16 protein-coding genes are annotated in these 25,960 nt (G+C 64.3%); 8 read left to right on the forward strand and 8 right to left on the reverse strand.

The annotated features are described in order from the left end of the window. The first annotated feature begins 1 nt into the window (after position 1). From hutG to ACYHH6_RS19630, 6 genes are all read left to right on the forward strand, one after another. Complete coding sequence (gene hutG / locus ACYHH6_RS19605; RefSeq protein ID WP_352589579.1) at positions 2-814, forward strand: N-formylglutamate deformylase; 813 nt, start codon at positions 2-4, stop codon at positions 812-814. A 28-nt stretch (positions 815-842) separates the two neighbouring features. Next, complete coding sequence (gene hutU / locus ACYHH6_RS19610) at positions 843-2,513, forward strand: urocanate hydratase (protein WP_352589576.1); 1,671 nt, start codon at positions 843-845, stop codon at positions 2,511-2,513. Positions 2,514-2,519: 6 nt separating this feature from the next. Next, positions 2,520-3,098: a HutD/Ves family protein gene (locus tag ACYHH6_RS19615; RefSeq protein WP_352589574.1), complete on the forward strand. Its 579-nt coding sequence runs from the start codon at positions 2,520-2,522 to the stop codon at positions 3,096-3,098. Positions 3,099-3,411: 313 nt separating this feature from the next. After that, positions 3,412-11,991 carry a glycoside hydrolase family 94 protein gene (locus ACYHH6_RS19620; protein ID WP_488500460.1) on the forward strand — a complete coding sequence of 2,860 codons (8,580 nt, stop codon included), beginning with the start codon at positions 3,412-3,414 and terminating at the stop codon, positions 11,989-11,991. A gap of 343 nt (positions 11,992-12,334) precedes the next feature. Next, a complete protein-coding gene (locus ACYHH6_RS19625; RefSeq protein WP_352589568.1) occupies positions 12,335-14,107 on the forward strand; it encodes a glucan ABC transporter ATP-binding protein/ permease in 1,773 nt (590 codons plus the stop codon). Positions 14,108-14,387: 280 nt separating this feature from the next. After that, entirely contained in the window at positions 14,388-15,140 is a 753-nt protein-coding gene (locus tag ACYHH6_RS19630) for a heme ABC transporter permease (RefSeq protein ID WP_112563598.1), read from the forward strand. A gap of 38 nt (positions 15,141-15,178) precedes the next feature. Here ACYHH6_RS19630 and ACYHH6_RS19635 read toward each other — a convergent pair whose 3' ends face one another. Beyond that, on the reverse strand, positions 15,179-16,234 hold the full coding sequence (locus ACYHH6_RS19635) for a D-TA family PLP-dependent enzyme (protein ID WP_352589565.1): 1,056 nt from the start codon (positions 16,232-16,234) through the stop codon (positions 15,179-15,181). A 143-nt stretch (positions 16,235-16,377) separates the two neighbouring features. Here ACYHH6_RS19635 and ACYHH6_RS19640 point away from each other — a divergent pair, with 143 nt between their 5' ends. Next, positions 16,378-17,064: a D-lyxose/D-mannose family sugar isomerase gene (locus ACYHH6_RS19640; RefSeq protein ID WP_352589562.1), complete on the forward strand. Its 687-nt coding sequence runs from the start codon at positions 16,378-16,380 to the stop codon at positions 17,062-17,064. 247 nt (positions 17,065-17,311) lie between these two features. Here the strand turns inward: ACYHH6_RS19640 and ACYHH6_RS19645 are convergent, their stop codons facing one another. The 6 genes from ACYHH6_RS19645 to ACYHH6_RS19670 are packed head-to-tail and all read right to left on the reverse strand — an operon-like array spanning position 17,312 to position 23,259. Continuing rightward, positions 17,312-18,172 carry an RDD family protein gene (locus ACYHH6_RS19645; protein ID WP_352589559.1) on the reverse strand — a complete coding sequence of 287 codons (861 nt, stop codon included), beginning with the start codon at positions 18,170-18,172 and terminating at the stop codon, positions 17,312-17,314. Continuing rightward, positions 18,159-19,178: a stage II sporulation protein M gene (locus ACYHH6_RS19650; protein WP_352589556.1), complete on the reverse strand. Its 1,020-nt coding sequence runs from the start codon at positions 19,176-19,178 to the stop codon at positions 18,159-18,161. The genes ACYHH6_RS19645 and ACYHH6_RS19650 overlap by 14 nt, the downstream gene beginning before the upstream one ends. Next, positions 19,175-20,485, reverse strand: a complete 1,311-nt coding sequence (locus ACYHH6_RS19655; protein ID WP_352589553.1) for a DUF58 domain-containing protein — start codon at positions 20,483-20,485, stop codon at positions 19,175-19,177. The genes ACYHH6_RS19650 and ACYHH6_RS19655 overlap by 4 nt, the downstream gene beginning before the upstream one ends. Continuing rightward, the gene (locus tag ACYHH6_RS19660) at positions 20,482-21,438 is read right to left on the reverse strand and encodes an AAA family ATPase (RefSeq protein ID WP_112563586.1); all 957 of its coding nucleotides are present in this window, start codon (positions 21,436-21,438) and stop codon (positions 20,482-20,484) included. The genes ACYHH6_RS19655 and ACYHH6_RS19660 overlap by 4 nt, the downstream gene beginning before the upstream one ends. Beyond that, positions 21,425-22,630 carry a DUF4350 domain-containing protein gene (locus ACYHH6_RS19665; RefSeq protein ID WP_352589550.1) on the reverse strand — a complete coding sequence of 402 codons (1,206 nt, stop codon included), beginning with the start codon at positions 22,628-22,630 and terminating at the stop codon, positions 21,425-21,427. The genes ACYHH6_RS19660 and ACYHH6_RS19665 overlap by 14 nt, the downstream gene beginning before the upstream one ends. Further along, positions 22,627-23,259, reverse strand: coding sequence for a DUF4129 domain-containing protein (locus tag ACYHH6_RS19670; protein ID WP_352589547.1), 633 nt, complete (start codon positions 23,257-23,259; stop codon positions 22,627-22,629). The genes ACYHH6_RS19665 and ACYHH6_RS19670 overlap by 4 nt, the downstream gene beginning before the upstream one ends. Here ACYHH6_RS19670 and ACYHH6_RS19675 point away from each other — a divergent pair. After that, positions 23,230-24,192 (forward strand): hypothetical protein, encoded by a 963-nt coding sequence (locus tag ACYHH6_RS19675; RefSeq protein ID WP_352589544.1) that lies wholly within the window; start codon positions 23,230-23,232, stop codon positions 24,190-24,192. The genes ACYHH6_RS19670 and ACYHH6_RS19675 overlap by 30 nt on opposite strands. A gap of 27 nt (positions 24,193-24,219) precedes the next feature. Here the strand turns inward: ACYHH6_RS19675 and ACYHH6_RS19680 are convergent, their stop codons facing one another. After that, complete coding sequence (locus ACYHH6_RS19680; protein WP_352589541.1) at positions 24,220-25,905, reverse strand: tetratricopeptide repeat protein; 1,686 nt, start codon at positions 25,903-25,905, stop codon at positions 24,220-24,222. Positions 25,906-25,960 lie beyond the last annotated feature (55 nt).

Consider the following 25,960-nt stretch of genomic DNA (forward strand, 5'->3'; position numbering starts at 1 on the left):
CATGACCGACTGGCTGACAGTCACGGAAGGCACCGCACCTCTTCTGGTGTCGATCCCGCACACCGGCATCGATCTCGCCGGCATCGACAACCGGCTGATCTCGCCCTGGCTCGGCCGCCGCGATTGCGACTGGTGGATCGACAATCTCTATGATTTTGCCGCCGGCCTCGGTGCGACGGTTGTGCATACGTCGATCTCGCGCACCGTCATCGACGTCAACCGCGATCCCTCCGGCGCCTCGCTCTATCCCGGGCAGACGACGACCACGCTTTGCCCCACCGAGACCTTCGACGGCGATCCACTCTATTTGCCCGGCGCGGAACCGACGCCGTCGGAGATAGACCAGCGCCGCATGGAGTATTTCGTGCCCTACCATGAAATGCTGGCGGCCCAGGCCGTCAGGCTGCGCGGCCTGCACGAAAAAATTGTCATCTACGATTGCCACTCGATCCGCTCGGTGCTGCCGCGCCTGTTCTATGGCACGCTGCCGGTCTTTAATCTCGGCACCAATGATGGCCAGACCGCCGACCCGGCGCTGCAGGCGCTGGTCGGCCAGATCATGGCCGAAAGCGGTGAAAGCAATGTCATCAACGGCCGTTTCAAGGGTGGCTGGATCACGCGCTATTTCGGCAATCCGCAAGGCGGCTACCATGCATTGCAGATGGAGCTTGCCGATCGCGGCTATTTGCGCGAGCCGGAGGGTAAGGGTGAACCGGACAATTGGCCGGTGCCTTACGATGCCGCGTTCGCTGCACCGATGCGCGCCACGCTGACGAAAATCCTCCAATCCGCCATTGACTGGGCCGGGCGCTGAGACGCCGCCTTACTCGAAAGGGACAATGATGAACAATCCTCGCCACAACATCCGCGAAGTGCGCAGCCCCCGCGGCGACAAGCTCAACGCCAAATACTGGACGACCGAAGCGCCGCTGCGCATGCTGATGAACAACCTCGATCCGGACGTCGCCGAAAACCCCAACGAGCTCGTCGTCTATGGCGGCATCGGCCGCGCCGCGCGCACCTGGAACGATTTCGACAGCATCGTCGCCTCGCTGAAGACCCTCAATGAAGACGAGACGCTGCTGGTGCAATCCGGCAAGCCGGTCGGCGTCTTCCGCACCCATGCCGACGCGCCGCGCGTGCTCATCGCCAACTCCAACATCGTGCCGCACTGGGCGACCTGGGACAAATTCAACGAACTCGATAAGAAGGGCCTGATGATGTACGGCCAGATGACGGCCGGCTCCTGGATCTACATCGGCACGCAAGGCATCGTGCAGGGCACCTACGAGACCTTCGTCGAGGCCGGCCGCCAGCACTACAACGGCAATCTCAAGGGCAAGTGGATCCTGACCGCCGGTCTCGGTGGCATGGGCGGCGCCCAGCCTCTGGCGGCCGTCATGGCCGGCGCCTGCTGTCTCGCCATCGAATGCAATCCTGACTCGATCGATTTCCGCTTGCGCACCCGCTATGTCGACGAGAAGGCCGAGACGCTCGACGAAGCCATGGAAATGATCGAGCGCTGGACCAAGGCCGGCGAGGCGAAGTCGGTCGGCCTGCTCGGCAATGCGGCCGAGATCGTGCCGGAAATGTTCCGCCGCGGCATTCGCCCCGACATGGTCACCGACCAGACCTCGGCGCATGACCCCATCAACGGCTATCTGCCCAAGGGCTGGACGATGGCCGAATGGCGCGAAAAGCGCGTCTCGGATCCCAAGGCTGTCGAAAAGGCGGCCCGCGCGTCGATGCGCGAGCATGTCGAGGCGATGGTGGCCTTCTGGAACGCCGGCGTGCCGACGCTCGACTATGGCAACAACATCCGCCAGGTCGCCAAGGACGAAGGGTTTGAAAACGCCTTCGCTTTCCCGGGCTTCGTGCCGGCCTATATCAGGCCGCTGTTCTGCCGCGGCATCGGTCCGTTCCGCTGGGCAGCCCTTTCGGGTGATCCCGAGGATATCTACAAGACCGACGCCAAGGTGCGCGAACTGACCCCCGGCAACACCCATCTGCACAATTGGCTGGACATGGCGCGTGAGCGCATCGCGTTCCAGGGCCTGCCGGCGCGCATCTGCTGGGTTGGCCTCGGCGACCGCCATAGGCTCGGCCTCGCCTTCAACGAGATGGTGGCCAAGGGCGAACTGAAGGCGCCCGTCGTCATCGGCCGCGACCACCTTGATTCGGGCTCGGTCGCGTCGCCGAACCGCGAGACGGAAGCGATGAAGGACGGCTCGGACGCCGTTTCCGACTGGCCGCTGCTCAATGCACTGCTCAACACCGCGTCGGGCGCCACCTGGGTGTCGCTGCATCATGGTGGTGGCGTCGGCATGGGCTTTTCGCAGCACTCCGGCATGGTCATCGTCGCCGACGGCACGCCGGACGCCGCAAGGCGCCTGGAGCGCGTGCTGTGGAACGATCCGGCGACCGGCGTCATGCGCCACGCCGATGCCGGCTACGACATCGCCATTGCCTGCGCCAAGGAGCACCAGCTCAATCTGCCCGGCATTCTCGGCTGATTGGCGATGCGCATCCTTCGTGCCGCCGACTACCGCACCATGCCGTGGAAGAATGGCGGCGGCACGACCACCGAAATCACCGTTTCGCCTGACGGTGCCGGGCTCGACGGTTTCGACTGGCGCGTCTCGATGGCGCGTGTCGAAGGCGGCGGCCCGTTCTCCGGCTTTGCCGGCGTCGACCGCACGCTTGCCGTGCTGGAAGGCGAGGGCATCATCCTCGACATTGCCGGCCGGCCGCCTGCCGAGGTGACCGGAGCCTCCGCCCCGCTGTCCTTCCCCGCCGATGTGGCGACCACGGCTGCGCTGATCTCTGGCCCGATCACCGACCTCAACGTCATGACCCGCCGCGGGCGGGCGACCCATACGGTCGAGCGCCTCATGGTTTCAGCCCCGACCGATATCTGTCCGACGACCGCAACGACGCTTATCCTGCCCCTCGACGGCGAGGTCGGCGTGACCGACCCGACACCGTCCCGGCTTGGACCTCGTGACACGCTCGTGATCGGCCCAGACGTCGCCCAATTGCACGTGGAACCGGTGCGGCCGACGACCGTGTTCGTGATTCGGATCGCCAGCCTGGGCTAGCTGCGCCGCCAGCAACGATTAACGCCTGTTGCCAAACATGATCGCACGCCGGAGAAATCTGGCGTAAGCTGTTGCCTGGATCACGAAAAAGCCTGAATCCTTCCGTCGTTCCAAGGCGGACGGGAGGGCAGGGGTGCTCGTCCTTTAGTTGTCGAAAGCCCCTCCTTGAAATGTCGAAGGGATAAACGCTCCTGGCGTGGTGCGAAGCAAAACTTTCGGCCAGTGTAATCATGCAACCAATTGCATTTGAATCGGTTTTAGGGACATTGCCGTGGCGGTGACGCCGCATCGCGTCCCCCATGCGGAATTTTCAATGAATATCCAGACAAATCCTGCCCAGATCGAAAAGACCAGCGCCAGCTTCCCGGCCGTCACCGAAGAGCCGATACGCTCCAATTTCCTGCCAGACGAGCGTCTGCGCGTGCTGGGCGACAGCCTCGCCAAGGGCGACGTCAAGGACCTGTTCGGCCTGACGCCGTTCGATTTCCAGGCCCGCATCCGCGACAGTGCCAAGAAAATCCTCGAAGTCTACCGCTCGACCAATGCCGCCCAGGCCAAGGGCGAAACCATTACGCCTGCCGCACAATGGCTACTCGACAACAATTATCTGGTCGAGGAGACCATCTTTCAGGTCAAGCGCGACCTGCCGCGCCGTTTCTACCGGCAGTTGCCGACCCTGAAACTGTCCGATGGCGAGGCCGTGCCGCGCGCGCTGGCCTTGGCCTGGAGCTATGTCGCCCATTCCGACAGTTCGGTCTCGGCGACCATGTTCAAGGCCATCGTCGAAGGTTTTCAGTCGGTCGAGCCGCTGAAGATCGGCGAACTCTGGGCGCTGCCGTCGCTGCTGCGCTTCGTGCTGATCGAAAACCTGCGCCGCATCGCCGTGCGCGTCGACCGCACCAGGCAGATGCGCCACATCGCCAACGAGGTCGCCGACCGGGTTCTGGCGACCGACGACAATGCCGACCGGCAGAAGATCCTGTCGAGCTATGGCGCCCATGCCCAGGACACCACCTTTGCCACGCAGTTGCTCTACCGCCTGCGCGACGGCTCGCAAAATGCCGGCAGGGCGCTGGAATGGCTGGAGGTCGAGCTCGAGAAGACCGGCTCCGACGCCGAGGAAATCATCATTTCCGAGCATCGCACGCTGTCCAGCGGCAATGTCACCACCGGCAACATCATCCGCGGCCTGCGGCTTATCAACGACGTCGACTGGACGGTCTGGTTCGAAGGCGTCAGCCGCATCGACACGCTGCTGCGCGAGCGCACCGATTTCGCCGCGCTCGATTTCTTTTCGCGTGACCAGTACCGCACGTCGATCGAGCAACTGGCGCGCCGCTCGGATCTCTCCGAATTCCGCGTCGCCGAAAAGGCGATCGAGCTTGCCGGCCATGTCCCCGGCGTCACCGATGCCTCCGGCGTGCCGGATGCATCAGCCGATCCGACCATGCATACCGATGTCGGCTTCTTTCTGGTCGGCCCGCGCCGGCCGGATCTGGAAAAGGCGATCGGCTACCGGCCGCCTTTCTATGTGACTGTCAAGCGCACCTTCACCAGCACCGGCTGGCTGGGCATCGTGGTGCCCGTCTTCCTGCTGACGGTGCTGCTGCTGGTTGTCTCAGGCAATGCGCTTGCCCATCTGGGGCTCTCGGTTCCCTCGATCACGTTGATGCTGGCGCTGTTTGCTGTGCCGGCCAGCGAAGGTGCGCTCGCCTTTTTCAACACTGTCGTTTCGCTGTTCCTGAAGCCGACGCGGCTGGTTGGTTATGACTACAAGCACGGCATCCCGGCCGCCTCACGCACGCTGGTCGTGGTTCCGTCGCTGATCGGCTCGCGCGACGATGTCGAGGAAAACATCCGCAACATCGAGGTGCATCACCTCGCCAATACCGCGGACGAAATCCATTTCGCGCTGCTATCCGATTGGCCGGATTCCAAGACCGAGATCGATGCCGCCGACATCGAGATCCTGCAATATGCGCGCGACGAGATCGCCAGGCTCAATGCCCGCTACCCCTCCGAAGGCGCACCGCGTTTTTATATCCTGCATCGCCGCCGGCTCTACAACCAGGCGCAGGGCGCCTGGATGGGCTGGGAGCGCAAGCGCGGCAAGCTGCACGAGCTGAACCTTCTCTTGCGCGGCGACAGCGACACCACCTTCCTGCCGCTCGACGTGCCGCTGCCGGAAAAGGTCGTCTATGTGATGACGCTCGACGCCGACACGCGCACCACGCGTGACGCGGTATCGTCGCTGGTCGGCAAGCTCGCCCATCCGCTCAACCGCCCGCATTTCGACGCGGCAAAGCGTGTCGTCACCGCCGGCTACACCATTCTGCAGCCGCGCATCACGGCCTCGCTTACCAGCGGCGACGACGCTTCCTTCTTCCAGCGCGTCTTTTCGGCCAACAGCGGTCTCGACCCGTATGTCTTTGCCGTGTCGGATCTCTACCAGGACGTCTTCAGCGACGGCTCCTTCACCGGCAAGGGCCTCTATCACGTCGACGCTTTCGAGGCGGCGCTGAAGGGCCGCATCGAGGAAAACACCATCCTCAGCCACGACCTGCTCGAAGGCGCGCTGGCGCGCGCCGCACTCGTCACCGATGTCGAACTGGTCGAGGACTATCCGACCCGCTATTCGGTCGACGCCTCGCGTCATCACCGCTGGGCGCGTGGCGACTGGCAGTTGCTGCGCTTCATCTTCAGCCCGCGTTCCGGGGTGCCGGCGCTGTCGCGCTGGAAGATGATCGACAATCTGCGCCGTTCGCTGACCCCGATCTTCTGGGTGATGGCGGCGATCGCCGGCTGGACGCTGCTGCCCTTCACGCAGGCCGCGCAATGGCAGGCGCTGCTCATCCTCTCGCTGTTCATGGCGCCGACTTTCGATGTCATCAACGCCATCTTGCCCAAGAGCGGCGACCAGACGCCGCGCGGCCATTTCTCGGCGCTGGCGCGTGACACCGTCTTCGGCACGGCGTTGGTGGCGCTGAAAGTGCTTTTGATGGCGCACAATGCCTGGATGATGGGCGACGCCATCGTGCGCACGCTCTACCGCCTGTTCGTCAGCCGCCAGAACCTTTTGGAATGGCGCACGGCGTCGCAGGCGCACAAGGGCGGCGACAACGACCTCGGCTCCTATTACAGCATGATGTATGGCGCCGTGATCATCGGCGTCGTCGGTCTCGCTATCCCCGTGCTGGCCGATTCCACCGGCGCCTTTGTCGCCTTCTTCTTCGCTCTGTTCTGGATCGGCTCGCCGGCCGTTGCCTGCTGGATCAGCCGCTCGGCCGAGACCGAGGACCGCCTGCGCATATCGCAGGCCGATATCCATGCGCTGCGCACCGTGGCGCGCCGCACCTGGCACTATTTCGAAACCTTCGTCACCGCCGAGCATCACAACCTGCCGCCCGACAATTTCCAGGAAAGCCCGGCGCCAGTGGTGGCGCCGCGCACGTCACCGACCAATATCGGCGTCTATCTGCTGTCGGTGGTGTCGGCACGCGATTTCGGCTGGATTGCGCTCTCCGACGCCATCACCCGCATCGACGCGACGATGACGACCATCGAGAGCATGCCGCGCAACCGCGGTCACCTCTTCAACTGGTACGACACCACGACGCTGAAGCCGCTTTATCCGCTCTACATCTCGGCGGTCGACAGCGGCAATCTCGCGGGGCATCTGGTGGCGGTGGCGGCTGCTTGCGCCGAGTGGGCGGAAGCTCCGTCCGTCCACCTGCAGGGCGATTTTGAAGGCGTCCTCGACACGGTGACCATCCTCGACGAGAGCCTCGAGGACCTGCCCGATGACCGCCGCCAGCTCCGCCCGCTGCGCCAGCGGCTCGCCGACCGCCTCGACGGCATGCGGCGCGCCGTCATGACCATCAAGGCGCAGCCGGAGATGGCTTCGATCCGGACCATCAATCTGGCCGTGCTGGCCGGCGAGATCCGCAAGCTTGCCACCGCCATCCACACTGAGGCTGGGTCGCAGCGCAGCGACGTCATCGCCGACTGGGCAGCTAGACTGGAAGCGACATGCGAGGCGCATGTGCATGACTCGCACAGCGACGAGAACGCCGTTGAGGCCTTGCGCGCCAAGCTCTTGGCGCTGCGCGAGCGCTGCCGCCGCTATGCCTTCGAGATGGATTTCTCCTTCCTGATGCGGCAGGAAAGAAAACTGCTCTCGATCGGCTACCGGGTCGAGGAACACCAGCTCGACGAAAGCTGCTACGACCTGCTCGCCTCCGAAGCACGGTTGACCAGCCTGTTTGCCATCGCCAAGGGCGATCTGCCGACCGAGCACTGGTTCCGGCTCGGACGACCGATTGTCGAAATAGGCTTCCAGGGCGCGCTGATGTCCTGGTCGGGCTCGATGTTCGAGTATTTGATGCCGCCGCTGGTGATGAAGGAGCCGCAGGGCTCGATCCTCAACCAGACCAGCAAGCTTATCATCAAGCGCCAGATCCAGTATGCGCGCTCGAAGAACGTGCCGTGGGGCATTTCGGAAGCGGCCTACAACGCCCGCGACCGCGAACTGACCTACCAGTACACCAATTTCGGCGTACCCGGACTTGGCCTCAAGCGCGGTCTGGGCCAGAACACGGTGATCGCGCCCTACGCCACGATCCTTGCAGCGCAGTTCACGCCGCGCGAATCCGTCCAGAATCTCGCCAGGCTGCGCTCCATCGGCGCGATGGGCCGGCACGGCTATTATGACGCCGTCGATTTCACGCCGCAGCGCGTGCCGGAAGGCACCGACCACGCCGTCGTGCTGAACTACATGGCCCACCATTCCGGCATGTCGATCGCCGCCGTTGCCGACGCCATCTTCGAAGGCCGGCTGCGTGACCGCTTCCACAGCGATCCGGTGATCGAGTCTGCCGAACTCCTGCTGCAGGAGAGGGCGCCGCGCGACATCCCGACCGCCACTGTCAGGACAGAAGCCGACGAGCGCTCGAAGGACGAGACCGAGGTCGAGAGCCCGGATTCCCGCATTGTCCTCGACCCGCTGAAGGCGCTGCGCGCCACCAGCGTCATGTCCAACGGCCGTTACTCCGTCATGGTCTCGGCAACCGGCTCCGGCTACAGCCGCTGGGGCGAACTCGCCGTCACCCGCTGGCAGCCCGATCCGACCGAAGACCGGCTCGGTTCCTACATCTTCCTTAGGGATGCCGGCACAGGCGACTGGTGGTCGGCCACCGCCGAGCCGAGGCAGGCGACCGGCGAGAGAGTGCAGACGTTGTTTTCCGACGACAAGGCGAGCTTCGTCAAAACGGTCGGCTCGTTGCGTTCGGAGGTCGAGTGCATCGTCATCTCGGAAGGCAATGGCGAAGGACGGCGCGTCACCCTTTACAATGACGGCGCTACCGACCGGCATATCGAGGTGACCTCCTTTGCCGAACTGGTGCTCGGCAACGAAGCTTCGGACAACGCCCATCCGGCATTCTCGAAAATGTTCATCGAGACCGAGATCGCTGCCAACAACGGCGCCATCTTCGCCACCAGGCGCAAGCGCGACAAGAACGAGCCCGACCTCACCATGGTGCATTTCGTCACCGATCCGTCGGGATCGGCACGCGATGCCGAGGCCGAGACCGACCGCCGCGCCTTTATCGGCCGTGGCCGCACCATCGCCGAGGCCGCCGCTTTCGATCCGGGCGCCAAACTTGGCGGCCATCATGGCTTCACGCTCGATCCGGTCGCGGCGCTGCGCCGCCAGGTGCGGGTGCCGGCCAACAAGAAGATCTCGCTGACCTTCTGGACCGCCGTTGGTGCCAACCGCGCCGAACTCGACGAAGCCATCGCCAGGCTCGACCATCCCGAAAGCTTCGCTCGCCAGGCGATGCTCGCCTGGACGCGTTCGCAGGTGCAGACCCGCCACCTTGGCCTCAGCCTGACCGACGCCGCCAATGTGCAGAAGCTGGCACGCTATCTGATCTATCCCGATCCGTTCCTGCGCCTGCCGGCCGAATCCATTGCTTCGGGGCTGGGCAAGCAGTCCAGCCTGTGGCCGACCAGCATCTCCGGCGATTTCCCGATCTTCCTGGTCCGCATCGGCGACGTCGCCGACCTCGAAATCGTCGCCCAGGCGCTGCGCTTCCAGGAGTATATGCGCGCCCGCGGCATGATGATCGACTTCGTCGTCGTCAATGAGCAGGCCTCGTCCTATGTGCAGGACCTGCAGCGCGCGGTCGAGACGCTGTGCGAAAACAGCCGCTTGCGCGGCAAGGAGCTCGGGCCGCGCCAGCATATCTTCGCGGTGCGCCGCGACCTGATGGACGAAGCGACCTACAAGACGTTGCTGGCCGTCGCCCGCGTCGTGCTGCACACCCGTAATGGCACCATCTTCGACCAGATCGAGCGCGCGGAGGCGGCAGCCTTGCAGGCCCGCGATGCCTTGCAACCGGCGGGTGCTGCGACCCTTCGCGAAACGGCTCTGCCAGTGCCGGTGGCGCCTGCATACCATGCTGCGTCTGACGCCAGTGCCGACGGCAGCGGCCTCAGCCAATGGAACGGCTTCGGCGGTTTCGAAGGCGATGGCCGCCACTACGTCACCCGCCTTGCCGGCCGGCGCACGACGCCGCAGCCGTGGATCAACGTCGTCTCCAACGCCTCGTTCGGCTTCCATGTCTCGGCTGAGGGGGCCGCCTTCACCTGGAGCCGCAACAGCCGCGACTACCAGCTGACGCCGTGGTCGAACGATCCGGTCACCAATCGACCGGGCGAGGGCGTCTACATCTACGACTATGCAAGCGCCAAGGTGTTCTCGCCGCTTGCCGCAGTAGTGCGCGATCCCTCGATGACTTACGAGACATGGCACGGCCAGGGCTTTTCGACCTTCCGGTCGAAGCGCGGCCCGCTGTCGATGGATCTGACGCATGTGGTCGATCCCACCGATCCGGTGAAGATCACGCGGCTGCGCATCCAGAACTCGGGCTCGGCACCGGCGCGGCTGCGCGTCTATGCCTATGCCGAATGGGTTCTCGGCAGCCATCGTTCGAGCACGGCGGCCACCATCATCCCGTCGAGGGATTCGGCGACCGGCGCGCTCTTGGCGCAAAACCCGTACGGGCTCGATTTCGGCGACCGGGTGGCCTTCCTGGCCGCTGCCGGGCCGGTGCATTCGGTGACAGCCGATCGCGGCGAGTTCATCGGCAGGCAGGGCACCAGCGCCTTCCCGCACGCCGTGGTCAGCGGCGCCGGCCTGTCGGGCCGCGTCGAGGCAGGCGATGATCCTTGCGCGGCTGTCGCCAGCGACGTCGACATCCCCGCCGGCGGCGACGTCACGCTTGTCTGGCTGCTCGGCGATGCCGCCAATCCGGCCGAAGCGAGCGCGCTGGTGCAGACCCATTCGGGCAAGGATTTTGATCAGCGGCTTGCCGACAATGAACGCGTCTGGCGCGGCTTCCTCGACACCATCCAGGTCGAGACGCCGGACAAGGCGCTCGACGCCATGGTCAACCACTGGCTGCCGTATCAGAGCCTGGCCTGCCGCATCCGCGCCCGCTCGGCCTTCTACCAGGCGAGCGGCGCCTTCGGCTTCCGCGACCAGCTGCAGGACACGCTGGCCCTGCTGGCGCATGATCCGAAGCTCGCGCGCGACCAGATCCTCAACGCGGCGCGCCGGCAGTTCCCCGAAGGCGACGTCCAGCATTGGTGGCTGCCGCGCACCGACGCCGGCGTGCGCACCCTGATCTCGGACGACGTGGTCTGGCTGGCGCACGCCACCAACAGGTATATCGAGGTGACTGGCGATACAGGGATACTCGAGGAGCAACTGCCCTTCATCGACGGGCAGGTTGTGGGCGAGGGCGAGCATGATGCTTTCTTCACCCCCGAGATCTCCAAGACGCATGCCTCGCTCTACGACCATTGCGCGCGGGCGCTCGACCTTGCGGTCAAGCGCAGCAGTCCGGCCGGGCTGCCGCTGATCCTCGGCGGCGACTGGAACGACGGCATGAACCGCGTCGGCGAGCAAGGCAAAGGCGAGAGCGTGTGGCTTGGCTGGTTCCTGCTGAAGACGCTCGGCGACTTTGCCGCTGTCGCCAAGGGGCAAAGCGACACCAAGCGGGCGCAGGCCTGGACAAAACACGCCGACGTGCTGAAGCGAGCACTGGAAAGCACCGCCTGGGACGGCCAATGGTACCGGCGCGGCAGCTACGATGACGGCACGCCGCTCGGCTCGCACAATTCGGACGAGTGCAAGATCAACTCGATCGCGCAGTCGTGGAGCGTGCTCTCCGGCGAGGGCGACCCGGCGCGCTCGACCACGGCGATGCAGCAGGCGACGAACTTGCTGGTCGACGACAAGCTCAAGATCGTCAAGCTGTTCACCCCGGCCTTCCAGAACACGCAAAAGGACCCCGGCTACATCAAGAGCTACCCGCCTGGCGTGCGCGAGAACGGCGGCCAGTACACCCATGCAGCGACCTGGTTCGTCATCGCGCTCGCCGAAATGGGCCGCACCGACGATGCCTATCGCTGCTTCTCGATGCTGAACCCGGTCAACCATGCGCTCGACGATGCGTCGGCCGAGCACTACCGGGTCGAGCCCTACGTCGTCGCCGCCGACATCTATTCGGGTGAAGGCAAGGGAGGTCGGGGTGGCTGGACCTGGTACACGGGCTCAGCCGGATGGCTCTACCGTGCCGCCGTCGAAGGCATTCTGGGCATCGAGCGGCGCGGCAAGCAGATCACGTTCCGGCCCAAACTGCCCAGCCACTGGGACGGTTACTCGGCAACGCTCAAGATGCTGGGGGCCGAGGTCCAAGTTCGCGTCATCCGCGACAAAAAGGCCAAGACCATCTCGCTCGAAGTCAATGGAACCAAGACAAAGTCTTCCGGCTTTGAGCCGAAAGCCGGTGACAAGACCGAGGTGGTCGTCAAGATACCCGCGTAAAATCAAAGGCTTGAACCAATTTTTGCGCGCCTTTCAGGGCGCGCGTTTCTATTTGGTCATGCGCATGGTGCAAGGCAGCCCTGCTTCTTATGTTTGGCGCTGCCGGGCGTGGGTGATTAAAAATGTGGCAGCCTTGGGCACGTGCCACGATTTTGCCGCAAGACTGACATTTCACCTTTTATCTCAAACCGTTAGGTGATCACGGCAGATTTCGCAGCGTCGTCATCTTTTGTTCGCAGAATGGGAACGGAAGAGGTAGACGGGCATTGTTTTGCGACCCGTTAACCGATACGTGTCAAGAAATGGTGCAGTGCACAATGAATGTTTGGGCGGAGTAGCTGAAGTGTCACTTCTGCAAATCTACTGGAGAGCGCTGGGTTATCTCGCAGCCGACAGGAAACGCGTTGCGTTGATCTGCGGTGCGAATGTCGCGCTTGCCATCATCGCCATCCTCGAGCCGATCATGTTCGGTCGGGTGATCGACGCCATCTCCGATAAGGGTTCGGTGTTTTCGACGCTGGCTCTCTGGGCCGGCCTCGGCGCCTTCAACATCATTGCCTTCGTGCTGGTGGCGCGTGGCGCTGACCGTTTTGCCCACAAGCGCCGCAGCGAAGTGCTGTGCCAGTCGTTCGAGCGCGTGATCACCATGCCGCTTGCCTGGCACCATCAACGCGGCACCTCCAACGCGCTGCACACGCTGCTGCGCGCTGTCGAGACGCTGTTCAGCCTGTGGCTTGAATTCATGCGCCAGCATCTGTCGACGGCCGTTGCGCTTGCTCTTCTGATCCCCACCGCGATCAGCATGGATCTGCGCATGTCCATGGTGCTGATGGGCCTTGGCGTTCTCTATGTCGGTATCGGCCGCCTGGTGATGAAGCGCACCAAGGCAGGCCAGGCCGCCGTCGAGCGCCACTATCACAAGGTGTTTGCGCATGTGACCGACTCGGTCAGCAACGTCGCCGTGCTGCAGAGCTACAACCGTCTCGGCCATGAGGCCGATACGCTGCGCCGCTACGTCAAGAACCTGCTCGATGCGCAGAACCCCGTGCTTGACTGGTGGGCGATGGCCAATGCGCTGCACCGCCTGTCGTCGACCATTTCGATGATGATCGTGCTGCTGATCGGCGCTTATCTCGTCACCCATGGCCAGCTCAAGATCGGCGACGTCATCGCCTTCACCGGCTTTGCCACGCTGCTGATCGCTCGTCTCGACCAGATGTCGGCTTTCGCCAACCAGATTTCGGAAGCTCGCGCCAAGCTCGAGGACTTCTACCATCTCGAGGATTCGGCCGCCGACGCCGCCGAGCCGGATGGCCTCCGCGATCTCGCCAATGTCACCGGCCATATCCGCTTCGAGAATGTCGGCTTCGAGTTCGGCAATTCGGGGCAGGGCATCGATGACGTCTCGTTCGAGGTCCAGGCTGGCCAGACCGTTGCCATCGTCGGCCCGACCGGCGCCGGCAAGACGACGCTGATCAATCTGTTGCAGCGCGTTTTCTCGCCGTCCCACGGCCGTATCCTGATCGACGGCATCGACACCCGCACGGTGACCCGCAAGTCATTGCGCCACTCGATCGCCACCGTGTTCCAGGATGCCGGCCTGCTCAACCGCTCGATCGAGGACAACATCCGTGTCGGCCGCGCCGAGGCGACCTATGACGAAGTCCATGCCGCCGCCGATGCTGCCGCTGCCCAGGATTTCATTCTGGCCAAGAGCGCCGGCTACGACACCGTCGTCGGCGAGCGTGGCGGCCAGCTTTCGGGCGGCGAGCGTCAGCGTATCGCCATTGCCCGCGCCGTGCTGAAGGACGCCCCGATCCTGGTGCTCGACGAGGCGACCAGCGCGCTCGACGTCGAGACCGAGGACCGCGTCAAGGAAGCGATCGACGAATTGAGGCGCAACCGCACCACCTTCATCATCGCCCATCGCCTGACCACCGTCCGCGACGCCGATCTGGTCGTGTTCATGGACAAGGGCAAGGTGGTCGAGATGGGCGGCTTCGCCGAACTGTCGCTGCGTAACGGCCGTTTCGCCAGCCTGCTGCGCGCCGGCGGCCTGCTCAACGACGAGGAAGTCCGCCGCCTCAGCCGCACGGTGAATATCGAAGCGGCTTAACCTTTTCTACCTCCCCCTTGTGGGGTGAGCAGCCGGTTCGCGTAAGCGAATTCATCGTGCCAGTGGCACGATGAAAGGCCGGCGAACGCCGGGACGCTGCGGAGCAGCGGGGACCCGGCCGGGAGGATCGGCAGCCCCCGCCCGGCCCTTCGCAGGCTCAGGGCGTTCGAAGCTCGAAAAGCCAAGCAGTTGGCCTTTCGTCCGCTAACGCGGACCGCTTCTCACCCCTGCGACACTCCCTCGATTGCCCCAAGCGCCCCGTCGGTCTATTTAGGTCCGCATGAGCGACACGACTTCACGCCTTGCAGGCTGGATGGATCTTGCCAACCCGACGCGCTTTGTCGGGCTGGCCGACAGGCTGGTGCCGTGGCTGGCGTCGATCGCCGCGATCCTGCTCGCCGTTGGCCTCTATATGAGCTTTGCCGCGCCTGAGGATTTCCAGCAGGGCATCACGGTGCGCATCATGTACATCCACGTGCCTTTCGCCTGGCTCGCCATGATGTGCTACACGGTCATGGCGGTCGCCGCGCTCGGCACGCTGGTCTGGCGCCATCCGCTGGCCGACGTCGCGCTGAAATCGGCAGCCCCGATCGGCGCCACTTTCACCGCGCTTGCGCTCATCACCGGCTCCATCTGGGGCAAGCCGATGTGGGGCACCTGGTGGGTGTGGGACGCGCGCTTGACGTCTGTGTTCGTCCTCTTTCTGATGTATCTCGGCATCATCGCGCTGACGCGCGCGCTGGATGACGCCAGCCGCGCCGCCTGGGCTGCCGCCATCATCACTCTGGTCGGCTTCATCAACATCCCGATCATCAAATTCTCGGTCGACTGGTGGAACACGCTGCACCAGCCGGCTTCAGTGTTCCGGCTTGGCGGGCCGACCATCGATCCCAGTCTGCTGTGGCCGCTGCTGGTGATGGCGCTCGGCTTCACCGTGCTGTTCTTCGCCCTGCATTTGACGGCGATGCGCACCGAAATCCGCCGCCGCCGGGTGATCGCCATGCGCAGGGTAGCGGCGCGGCAGGCAAACTGAGCTCCCCCTTCTCCCACAAGGGGGAAGGGAAGCGCCATTCACCCCATCCGCCCACGCGCCACGACAGGCAGCGTCTCCAGCACCTTGTCGCCGTCGATGAGATGCACCTGGTCGAACAGGTTCGTCACCACGCAGCAATGGTCCGGCACCACGCGCACGCGCTCGCCGATGCGAAGGCTCGCGCCATTTCCAAGCGTGACCGTGCCGTGCTCTTCGCTTAAGCCAGTGACGCGGGCGCCGGGCATGCCGAGCAACTCGCCAAACTCAGGCAATCCCAGCGTGTCACTGGACAGCGCCTTGCTGCCGCTGTCCAGAATGGCGCGGGCCGGCGTCGGGTGGCTGACCACCGTGGCGAGCACTGTCAGCGCGCAATCGTCCAAGGTGCCGACGCCTTTGGCGACCTGGTATCGGTCGAGATAGATGTAGGTGCCGGGGCGATATTCGGTGACGACGTCCTCGCCCGAACGCCACATGTCCGGCGTGCCGCCGCTGGAGATGCGCAGGCATTCGAGACCCGACGCCGCGAGTGCCTGCTTGGCGTCTCTCAACCATGCCTCGGCCTCGGCGGCGCGGCCGGCCGCCGGATAGGTCATCAGTCCGCCGAAGGTAAGCCCCTTGGCCTGGTCGATCACTTTCGCCAGCGCCAGGGCCTCGGCGGCGCTCTGCACACCGCAACGGCGCATGCCGGTGTCGCATTCGACCAGGACGGGCAGGGGATGCCCGGCATCGGTGAAGGTGGCGGCGAGCCCTTCCAGCGTTTCATGGCTGTCGGAAGTCACCGAAAGCGTCACGCGGCCATGCAGCGCCTTGAGGCGCTCAAGCTTGGCGCGACCTAAAATGTTGTAGGGCAGAAAAATATCGGATAGCCCGGCATCGGCCATCACCTCAGCCTCGCCGATCTTCTGGCAGGTGATGCCGACGGCTCCCGCCGCCACCTGCTTCTTCGCCCAATAGGGCAGCTTGTGCGTCTTGATGTGGGGCCTGAGCTTCAGCCCATGGCGATCGGCATGCGCCTGCGCTCGTGCGATGTTGGCTTCGGCGCGGGTCGCATCGATCAGGATCGCCGGCGTATCGAGGTCGTCTATGCCTTGCATGAATGTCACCTTGGGAAATTTGGCTGGACTTATGGCCCCGATCGACCCGGATGTCATGAGGCCAGCATGCAGTTTGCGTCGACACCGCAACGCTGTTCGGCTATGCGCTTTAGGCAGGAACGCGACGCCAAGGGATCACGACCATGAAACGCTCCACCGTCAACGACATCATCCGCGATGCCGACGCCTTCATCCGCTCGTTCGGCTACATCATGCCGCCCTTCGCCTACTGGTCGCCGGAGGAGATGAAGGTGCGCAAGGCTGACTCCGCGGCTATTTTCACCTCGCGGCTGGGCTGGGACATCACCGATTACGGCCAGGAGAAATTCGACGAGCTCGGCCTGTTCCTGTTCACCGTGCGCAACGGTGTCTATGCCGACATGAAGAAGGGCATGGGCATGCTCTATGCCGAGAAGATCATGATCTCGCGCAAGGACCAGCTGTCGCCGATGCATCGCCACAACATCAAGGCCGAGGACATCATCAACCGCGGCGGCGGCAAGCTGGTGCTCGAACTGTTCATGCATGATCGCGACGGCGGCATCGATCCGAAGGCCGAAGTGTCGGTGCCTGTCGACGGCACCATCCACAGGCTGCCGGCGGGCGGGCTGTTGAAGCTCGATCCCGGCCAGAGCGTGACGCTGATGCCCGGCGTTTGGCACGCCTTCTGGGCCGAGGGCAAGGATGTGCTGATCGGCGAGGTCTCGACCGTCAACGACGATTTGACCGACAACGTCTTCCGCGAGCCGATCGGCCGCTTCTCCAACATCGACGAGGACGTTGCGCCGGTGCATCTGCTGGTGTCAGACTATGAGAAGTGGGTGGGGTAGGCGAGAGGCACTCCATTTCATCGGCTGGTGCTGCCCCTCATTGCCCTGCCGGGCATTTCTCCCCGTATAGCGACGGGGAGAAAGATGCTGTCGCGGATGGTTTCGCCAATATCCAGCTGTGCAGAATAGGCGCGGCGCTGCGGCCAGCTCTCTTCTCCCCGTCACTATACGGGGAGAAGGTGCCGGCAGGCGGATGAGGGGCAGCGCTGGCGTTCTGTGATTGTTACCAGGCGCTTAGAGTGCCTTCCTACCGCTGATACTTGTCCGCCTTGCGTGTCCCCAGCAAAAGCTTGCGTTCGAGCTGTGCCCGCAGCTCGCCGTAATAGGCGGTGAGGAAAGCCCGGGAATCTCCCGGCTCCACCGTCATGCCGATCTTGCGCCCGATCGTCTCCGCCACGGCTTTCAGCGCGAAATAGTCGTCACGGCGCAGCACCTCTTCCAGCTTGTGCAGTTCGGCGATGCCATAGGCATCGAGCTGCACCTGGGTGAAGCGGAAGGCACGTGCGTTCTGGCGTTGCGACAGGTCCTCGACCAGCGCCAGCTTCGGCGCCTCGACCACCCAGGTTCCGGCCAGCAGATCGCCGATGCGCATGCGGTCGCGGTTGAACAGCGGGAAGAGCGCAAACAGCAGCGCCCACACCAGTCCGGAGATCGTCGACAGCGTGTCGGCGAGCCCCATCTCGCTGCGGCCGAGGATAATCGACAGCGGCAGGAAGATCTCGATCTCGCGCATCAGATTGCGGGCGATGACCTGATCGACCGAAAGGCCGGCGCCGCTGCGCGACGCCACCCGGATGCCGAGCATCCGCTTGCCGGGCGTAGCGGCGCGGCGGCCAGCCTCGAAGACGATGAAATAGGCGTTGCGCAGGAAGAAGATCAGGATGATCCAGACGATGAACAGTGGCTGCGCCCCTTCGCCGTTGAGGCCGGCCAGCCCGAACAGCGCGACGATCGTGATCACGATGGCGGTGACGATGATGATGACAAAGTCGAGCAGGAAGGCAGCGGCGCGTGTGCCGGCATCGGCGAGCTTGATCTGGAGATCGACGCCTTCCGGCGTGATCAGCGGCCGTATCGTCGAGACGGCAGCGCGCCTAGCGGTCGCCATGCCGCACTACCCTGAACAAATAGAAATAGCAAAGCCACAAGGTCAGCATGCCGCCGCCGATGGCATAGCGCGTCACGTCGCTGGTGATGACCTGCCTGCCGATGCCTTCGAGCAGGCCGGCACACAAAAGCATGATCGTCACCCCGACCATGGTGGTTGCCGCCACGCGCCCGGCATCGGCCGCGGCCGTCATCCGGGTCAGTTCGCCGGGGAAGGCGATGCGCGTGCCGATGCGCATGCCGGCAGCGCCCGCGAGCGCGATCGCAAACATCTCGGTGGTGCCGTGGATGGACAGCCACCCGCCCAGTTCTATGCCAAGCCCCTTGGCGACGTAGATCTGGAACATCGCGCCGAGCAGGCAGCCATTCATCAGGATCAAGAGCACGCTCGGCACCGCAAAGGCAAAGCCGAGCGCGAAGGCCAGGATCGCCACCTGAACATTGTGCGTGAACAGATAGGCGGCGAAGCCCGACAGGAAGTTGCTGTCGGCGCCATCGTAGAGCACCTGGCGCAGCACTTCGACTGAGGCGTCCGGGTTGCGCCCGCCGGCGAGACTCGGCGGAATGATGGCGTCGTACCAGCCCTTGTCTTTCGTCACCAGCCAGTAGCCGGCGCCGAAGCCGACAAAGGTCAAGACGACCGACAGCAAGGTTTCGCGCCACAAATCGCGAATGGCATGCGGCCAATCATGCAGGAAGAAATCGCCGATACGCTGCCGCAAGCTGCGGCGCGCGCCATAGAGGTAGAAGTACCCGCGCAGGCACAGCGCTTCGAGATAGCCGACCAGCGCATTGTCGAGCGACGTCGCCCGCGCCACCGAGAGCGAGGACAGCGCCGAGCGGTAGAGCAGCGGCAGCGACAAAAGCTCGTCTTCCGACAGCGTACGCGGAGCGCGTTTCTCGACCCGGGCAAGCAGCGCCTCGAACGCCTTCCAGTCGGCCTCGCGTTCCGAACGGAAGCTCGCCAGCGACTGGCGCACGGCATCCTTGCCGACCAGCGCGTTCACAACAGATCCTCCTGCTTGAGCTCGAGATAGCGCTCGACCAGCGCCGGCCCCAGCCTTTGATGGTCGGCCTCGATGACATGCGCGCCGAGCAACCGCAGTCTTCCGATGACGACCTGCCTTTCGCGCAGCAGCCCGCCGGCGACGACCGAGCGCGCTACATCCTCTGGTGTGTCCGGTGGCATGTCGGCCAGTGTCTCCAGCTCGACATCCTTCATCATCATGAACAGCACCAGATGCCGTTCGGTGAGCCGGCCGACGGTGCGCAGCATCAGTTCGGCGCTGATCGGATCGACGAAATCGGTGAAGATGATCACCAGCGAACGCCGGTCGAGCCGCGCCGCAAGCGTGGTCAGCGCCAAAGTGAAATTGGTCTCTTCGGTGGAATAGTCGATCTCGGCCGCGCGCTTCTGGATCATGGCGAAGCTGGCCGAGCCGCGCACGGCGCCGCTGGAAACGCGCGGCCGCGCATCGAAGCCGAACAGGCTGATCATGTCGCCGCCCTTCAGCGCAATGAACGCCGTCAGCAAGGCGGCGGTGACGGCTCGGTCGACCTTCGGCACGCCGTCGACGGGCTCGCACATCAGCCGGCCGCTATCGATGGCGAGCACAATGTTGTTGTTCTCCTCGATGCGGAACTCGCGCGCCAGAAGCCTGCCGTGGCGGGCGCTGCGCTTCCAGTCGATCATGCGCCGGCCCATACCGGGCTGGTAATCTTTCAGCGCCTCGAATTCGCGGCCCTGGCCGGCGCGGCGTTGCGCATGGCCGTCGGGCAGCGACTGGCGCTGCAGAAGCGTGATCGCCTCGTCGCGGGCGCTGCGGATGTCAGGCAGCACCGCGACCTTGTTGTCCATCGGCAGGACGACCTGATTCCAGACCAGACCGAACGGCCCGCGCCAGCGCACCCACAGGCGATCGAGCCTGGCTATGCCGCGCCGCAGCGCCTGGAATTTGAGGTCGAGCGATGCGCTGCCGGCCTCAGCAGTCAATGCGCCGCCGGTGCCGCCCAGCGGCTCCAGCCGCTCATCATGGCCGAGACGCGCCTGCACCGCGCGCGGACGTCCGCTGAGCCTGGCGGTGACATTGACGGTGAACTGGCCGCCGACGCTGACTTGCGGCGGTGCATGGATGGTGGCGTCCAGGGAAGCGCGTCCGCGCCCGGCGGCCGCGTCCACAGCCAGGAAAGCAAGCAGCACGCAGATCCACAGCAGGCCGAGATACCACAGCGACGGCAGCGCGAGCGCGATCAGGAAGGCCGGTATTGCCCCTGCCGCACCTGCCCAGACTGCCCGGCCGCTTGGATAGATCAACGTGGCGCTTCCGTCTGGTCGACAAGGTCGGTGACGATCTGCTCGACCAGGCGGCCGTCGATCTGCGCCGCCGGCGACAGGATCACGCGATGGCGCAGCGCCGGCACGGCAAGCGCCTTGACGTCGTCGGGGATGACATAGGCACGGCCGTCGAGCGCTGCCCGGGCGCGTGCGGCTCTCGCCAGCATGGCGCCCGCGCGCGGGCTGGCGCCAACCTCCAGATCGGGGCTGGCGCGCGTCGCCCGCACCAGCCTGGCGATATAATCGACGACATCGTCGACCAGCGTGACCTCGCCGACCGTCGCCAGTGCCTTTTCCAGCGTCTTGCGGTCGGCCTGGGCGGTGATGCCGTACTGCTTGATATCGTGCGAGGCGGTGCCGCCGCCGTGATGGATGATGATCGCCTTTTCCTCTTGCGCGTCGGGGTAGCTCACCCGGTGCTTGAACAGGAAGCGGTCGAGCTGGGCCTCGGGCAGGGGATAGACGCCCTGGTGTTCGATCGGGTTCTGCGTCGCCACCACCATGAAATTCTGGCCGAGCGAATGGGTGGTGCCGTCAAAGGTGACGGCATGCTCCTGCATCGCCTCCAGAAGGGCGGCCTGGGTCTTTGGCGGTGTGCGGTTGATTTCGTCTGCAAGCAGCAGGTCACAGAAGATTGGACCGTGCGTCAGCGTGAATTGCCCGGTCTGGAAATTGTAGATGTTGGAGCCGACGATGTCGCCGGGCATCAGGTCTGGCGTGAACTGGATGCGGCCATAGGCGACGCCCAGCGCCTGGGCAAAGCAGCGCGCCGTCATCGTCTTGGCCGTGCCCGGTGGTCCCTCGAGCAATATATGCCCGCCGGCGAACAATGCCGTCAGCATTAGATCGACCGTATCGTGTTGCCCGGTGATGGCCTTGGCCACCTCTTCCCTGATCTGTGTCGCCAGGGCCTTTACATCATCGACGTTCACCGAGCCTCCTTGCCGTCCAGTCGTGCAGCTTTTCGGCTGCCTCATGCATTTGTGTCAGGGTTTTCGCGGCGTCGGCGGCTTGCAGGCGGGTCGTGAAACCGCCGGTTTCGTCCTTATCGCGGGAATCGAGCCAGCGGTCGAGCGCTTCGCCCTGCAAACCATGCGGCGCGCCGAGCAGTGCGCCGGCGCGCACCCGCGCCAGCGCGCCATAGCGATCGCCCAGTTCTTCCAGCCGGCCGGCGCGGCGCAACAGCATCGCCGTTGTGTCGACCAGCGCGCGCTTGCCGAAGGCGATGGCGCGCTGATCGGCCCGCGGCGGCCCGAACCGGCCAAGGCCATGCAGGAACGCCAGTGCCGCCGCCGCCAGAATGGTCAGCGTCAGCGCCAGGAATGGCGGCTCGACCAGAAGCTTGGCGAGATCGTATTTTCGCCCGAAACCGTGCAGCGTCAGGTCGAACATCACCGGACCCTCTTCAGACTGCAGGAACTCGATCAGCTTCAGCGCCGCCGCTGCCTTGTCGGGATCCTTGAGCGCGGCATTGTTGATCAGGTCGGGGTCGGTCAGGATGTAGAACCGCTCGTCTTCCACCTCGGTCAGCACCGCCTTGCCATTGCCGGCGGCAATCAGCGGGTGTTCGTCTGCTACCCACTGCAACTGGTCGGGAACGTTGACCGTCTGCCCTGAGACGTCGATTTGTTTGACCGTGATCTCGCCCCCGCCGAGCTTGGCCTTGGCGATGCGGCCGAGCCAGTCGTTCACCACGACGGCCGGCAGCCGCTCGATCTTCATCTCCCAGCCCTCATGCTGGAACAGCGGCAAGGTCGCCCATTTGGGCAGCACGAACAGCGTATCCATACCCTTGCGAAGCTTGATGATGTTGGCGAGCGCATCCGGATCGCTGTCGGGTGAGATGGTGACGACCAGCAGCATTTCGGTCTCAAGATCGCTGTCGGACCGTGCCATATCGGGCGCTTCGCCAGTCAGCTTCAGCCATTCCGCCAGGCCAGCATAGCCGATGCCGCTCTTCGACAGTGGCGTCGCGCCGCCGACGCTGGGCTGACGGAAGTCGGGGGCATAGGTGGACAGCAGGAAGAAGCCCGCCGCCGCGAGCAAGCTGGCAAAAATGCCCCAGAACAGCGTTCTGCGGCTGAACGGTTCCTGCTCGGCGATGTCGGCGGTCGAAGCACTCACACCCAGGCATCCCTGAAGACAAATCGCTCATAGGCGCCGCGCGCCTCCTGCCAGCCCTCGGGGCCGACCGGCCGGCGCGCGAACAGCGCCGCCTCGACGATGCGCGCGATCTGAGTAAAGGCGCCGCGCGCCCGTGTCGGGATCGACGCCGCGCTGGCGATGTCGCGCGCGGTCAGCGACGGGCGCAGGAAGTCGGGCAGGCGCCCGGCAATGTCGGCGACACTGCGGCGAAGCAAAAGATGCACCGCCTCGTCATACTCGCCGCGGGCAGCCAGCGCATCGGCTTCCGACAACAGGATCTGGGCCGCGCCGACGTCGGGACGCCACGTCGCCTCAGCCTCGGTCACGCTCTTCTTGCGCCGCCACGGCAGGCGCCAGGCAACGCCTTTCACCTCGAGCAAAATCAGCAACAGGATGATCGCGGCACCTGTGATCACGGCGCCCCAGAACAGGTAGATCATGTAGGGGCCAAGCCATTTCAGGAACTCGCCAAACGGCTTCAGCCACTCGGGGGGCTGGGGCTGCACATAGGCCGGCAGGTCGAACTGGATCGAATCGTCCGACAGCAACTGCTTGTGCAGTTTGGTCAGCCATTCGGCTTGCGCAGCGTCCGGCTGTGCAGCAGTCACCTTTTCGCCCCCATGCAACCTGCGGTTCGCGGGCCGACACTGACAATGCAGCGCAACATTTGCAAGTGGGCTAGACGGCGCTCACCAATCTTGGCAAATTTACTGCTGCGATCGCCGGACAATATTCGGCGGCGAAACAGGGGGCGCATCATGACTTCGGCAACATTTGCACGGCCTGAGAAATTTCAGATCGGCAGGGTATTCAACAACAGCTTCTCCGTCATCGGCCGAAATATCGTCCTGACTGTCGGACTGGCATTGCTGTTTTCAGGGTTGCCGACGGTCTTGATGCAGTTGTGGACTGAATCGCGCATGCAAGCCATCCTGGCGGTCGATCCAGGCGCCGCGGCCGATCCCGCCTTCGCGTTTCGCAATTCCTGGATCTCGTTTGTCGCCATTTTCATAAGCTCCATTTTTGCGCTGCTGCTTCAGTCTGCGCTTGTGCGGGCCACGATCGAGGATTTGAACGGAAAGCGTCCGACCTTTGGCGACAGCCTGCAGATCGCCATTCGTTTTTTGCTGCCGACCCTGGGGATAGGTTTCCTCGTTGCTTTGGGATCGGGCCTGGCCATGATCGCCTTGATCGTGCCCGGCATCATCCTTTGGCTCGGCTGGTCGGTTTCGGTGCCGGTTCTGATCCAGGAGCGGCTTGGCGTGTTTGGTTCAATGTCGCGCAGCCGCGCCCTGACCAAGGGCAGCCGCTGGTCGCTGTTCGGCCTGTTCCTGGTCCTGATCATCATCGCGATGGTCATCCAGGGGGCGGTTGGCGTGGTCGTCTACCTGTTTCACGGCGTTGTCGCGGCCATCGTGGCGGGGCTGGTGCAAAGCGTGATGTCGATGCTGCTGTCGGTCGCCGCCGCGGTCAGCTATGTCGAGCTGCGCCAGGTCAAGGAAGGCACCAGCGTCGACGAGCTGGCGGAAATCTTCTCGTAAGGCGACGCCGCTGCGGTCGGCTGGGCTTCAATGGCAACAGCTATGGTCCGCTTGCACACTCGTCCGGCACAGGCATGACGAGGTGATCGCCACATCCGCCTTCGCCAGCGCGGCGGCAAGCTTCGCCTGCAACTCCGGCATCTCCACGCTCTCGCCGCGCCGTTTCAGGCACTCGACCAGCCCGTGCAGCGCCCAGACATTATCGGGATGCTGGGCGCAGCGTTGCACCCTGCCGCTCAAGCCCAGATCGTCGCGATAGACCTGCTCGGCCTCTTCAGCGTGGCCCTGGTCGAGCAGCAGGGCGGCCAGCGCATGGCGGGGAGGGTGCATCCAGGCCCATGGCTCGGTGTAGGACAGATTGTCGTCGAGCTCGACTGCGTGGCGCAGGTGATCGTAGGCCTCGTCATGCCGGCCCTGGTGATAGGCGAGCTCGCCATCGAGAAGGGCTGCACCGACAGCCAGCGAGGCCCGTGTCGGATTGCTGAGGAAGCGCCGCTCGGCGGGAATGGCCTCGACATGCCTGCGGAAGTTCTCGCGTTCGCGCTCGGCCGCCGAAAATTGCTTGAGCGTGGCATGCGCGACGCCCTTGGCGTAGTGCTGCATGGCTGATGTCAGCACGTAGAGTTCCGGCTCCGCCACCATCGGCTCGTCGATGATCTCCTGCCAGCGGCCGAAGCGCACCTGCACATGCGCGCGCATGGCGTGATAGCCTTCAACCGTCTGCGTCAGCTTCGGCCGGTCCTGGATGGCGACCACGTCGCGCGCGACCAGGCTGCGCACCTTGTCGGCCGCCCACAGCGCCGGCTCGTATTGGCCAAGGAACATGCAGGTGAACATCATCAGATGCAGATCGTGGCAGCAGCCGAGCAGATAGTAAGTCGGCTCACTGGCATAGGCGAGGTAGAGGTCGTTGGCGCGCACCGCCTTTTCGCTGGCGAGCTTCGCCTTCTCGTATTCGCCGCACAGCACATGGATATGCCCAGGCATGTGGTTCATGTGGCCGGCATCGGGACACATCGTGCCGAGCCGGTCGGCCGAGCGAATGCCGCGCTCCGGCTGCGTCGACATTTCCAGGAGATGGATGTGCAGATGCAGGATCGCCGGGTGCGGCGCAGTGCCGGCTTCGTCCGACAGCCGGATCGAACGCTCACAGACTTCCAGTGCTTCCAGCACATCCGAATTGGGCGCCGGTCTCCCTGTTTTCAGATCCCATAGCCGCCGAACGGTGCGCATCATCAGCGCCTCGACGGTGAGCGCCATTACATCATGGTCGTCGGGAAAGTCGCGATAGACCTGCCGCATCGCGGCGGCATAGGCATTGTCCCATTGTTCGAATTCCACGGGCGTGACGTCATGCGGCTGCTGGAAACGGGTTGCCAGCGCCTCTATCAGCTGCTGCTCCACCGCGCTGGCTTTTGCCGCATGGGCGCGTGCCAACTGCACATGGTCGAAGCAGCGCTTGGCTGCACGGTTTGCCTCGTCCTTGCCGTGCTCCTTCCAGGTCAGGTTATAAAAAGGCCCGGCGGCATAGGCGATGCCCCAATGCACGAAGGCGCAATCAGGGTCGGTCTCCAACGCCTTCTCGAAGCACTTTATGCCTTCCTCATGGTTGAAGCCGTAACACCAGTTCAGCCCGATATCGAACCAGCGCTGCGTATCGGCCGAGGATGTGGAGATGGGGCGGCGATAGGTGCCGAGGTCGAAGTGATCCATGCCTGATTCGCTCTGAGCCGAAAGTCGGTCAGGCGCAATCTGTGCCAAAAATCAT

This window comes from Mesorhizobium sp. P171375 (assembly GCF_057786075.1).

Bases quoted from the DNA above. Each gene is read 5' to 3' on its own strand.
- hutU (WP_352589576.1), top strand. From the start codon at position 843: ATGAACAATCCTCGCCACAACATCCGCGAAGTGCGCAGCCCCCGCGGC.
- ACYHH6_RS19680 (WP_352589541.1), bottom strand. From the start codon at position 25,905: ATGGATCACTTCGACCTCGGCACCTATCGCCGCCCCATCTCCACATCC.
- ACYHH6_RS19645 (WP_352589559.1), bottom strand. From the start codon at position 18,172: ATGGCGACCGCTAGGCGCGCTGCCGTCTCGACGATACGGCCGCTGATC.
- ACYHH6_RS19615 (WP_352589574.1), top strand. From the start codon at position 2,520: ATGCGCATCCTTCGTGCCGCCGACTACCGCACCATGCCGTGGAAGAAT.
- hutG (WP_352589579.1), top strand. From the start codon at position 2: ATGACCGACTGGCTGACAGTCACGGAAGGCACCGCACCTCTTCTGGTG.
- ACYHH6_RS19630 (WP_112563598.1), top strand. From the start codon at position 14,388: ATGAGCGACACGACTTCACGCCTTGCAGGCTGGATGGATCTTGCCAAC.
- ACYHH6_RS19640 (WP_352589562.1), top strand. From the start codon at position 16,378: ATGAAACGCTCCACCGTCAACGACATCATCCGCGATGCCGACGCCTTC.
- ACYHH6_RS19620 (WP_488500460.1), top strand. From the start codon at position 3,412: ATGAATATCCAGACAAATCCTGCCCAGATCGAAAAGACCAGCGCCAGC.
- ACYHH6_RS19635 (WP_352589565.1), bottom strand. From the start codon at position 16,234: ATGCAAGGCATAGACGACCTCGATACGCCGGCGATCCTGATCGATGCG.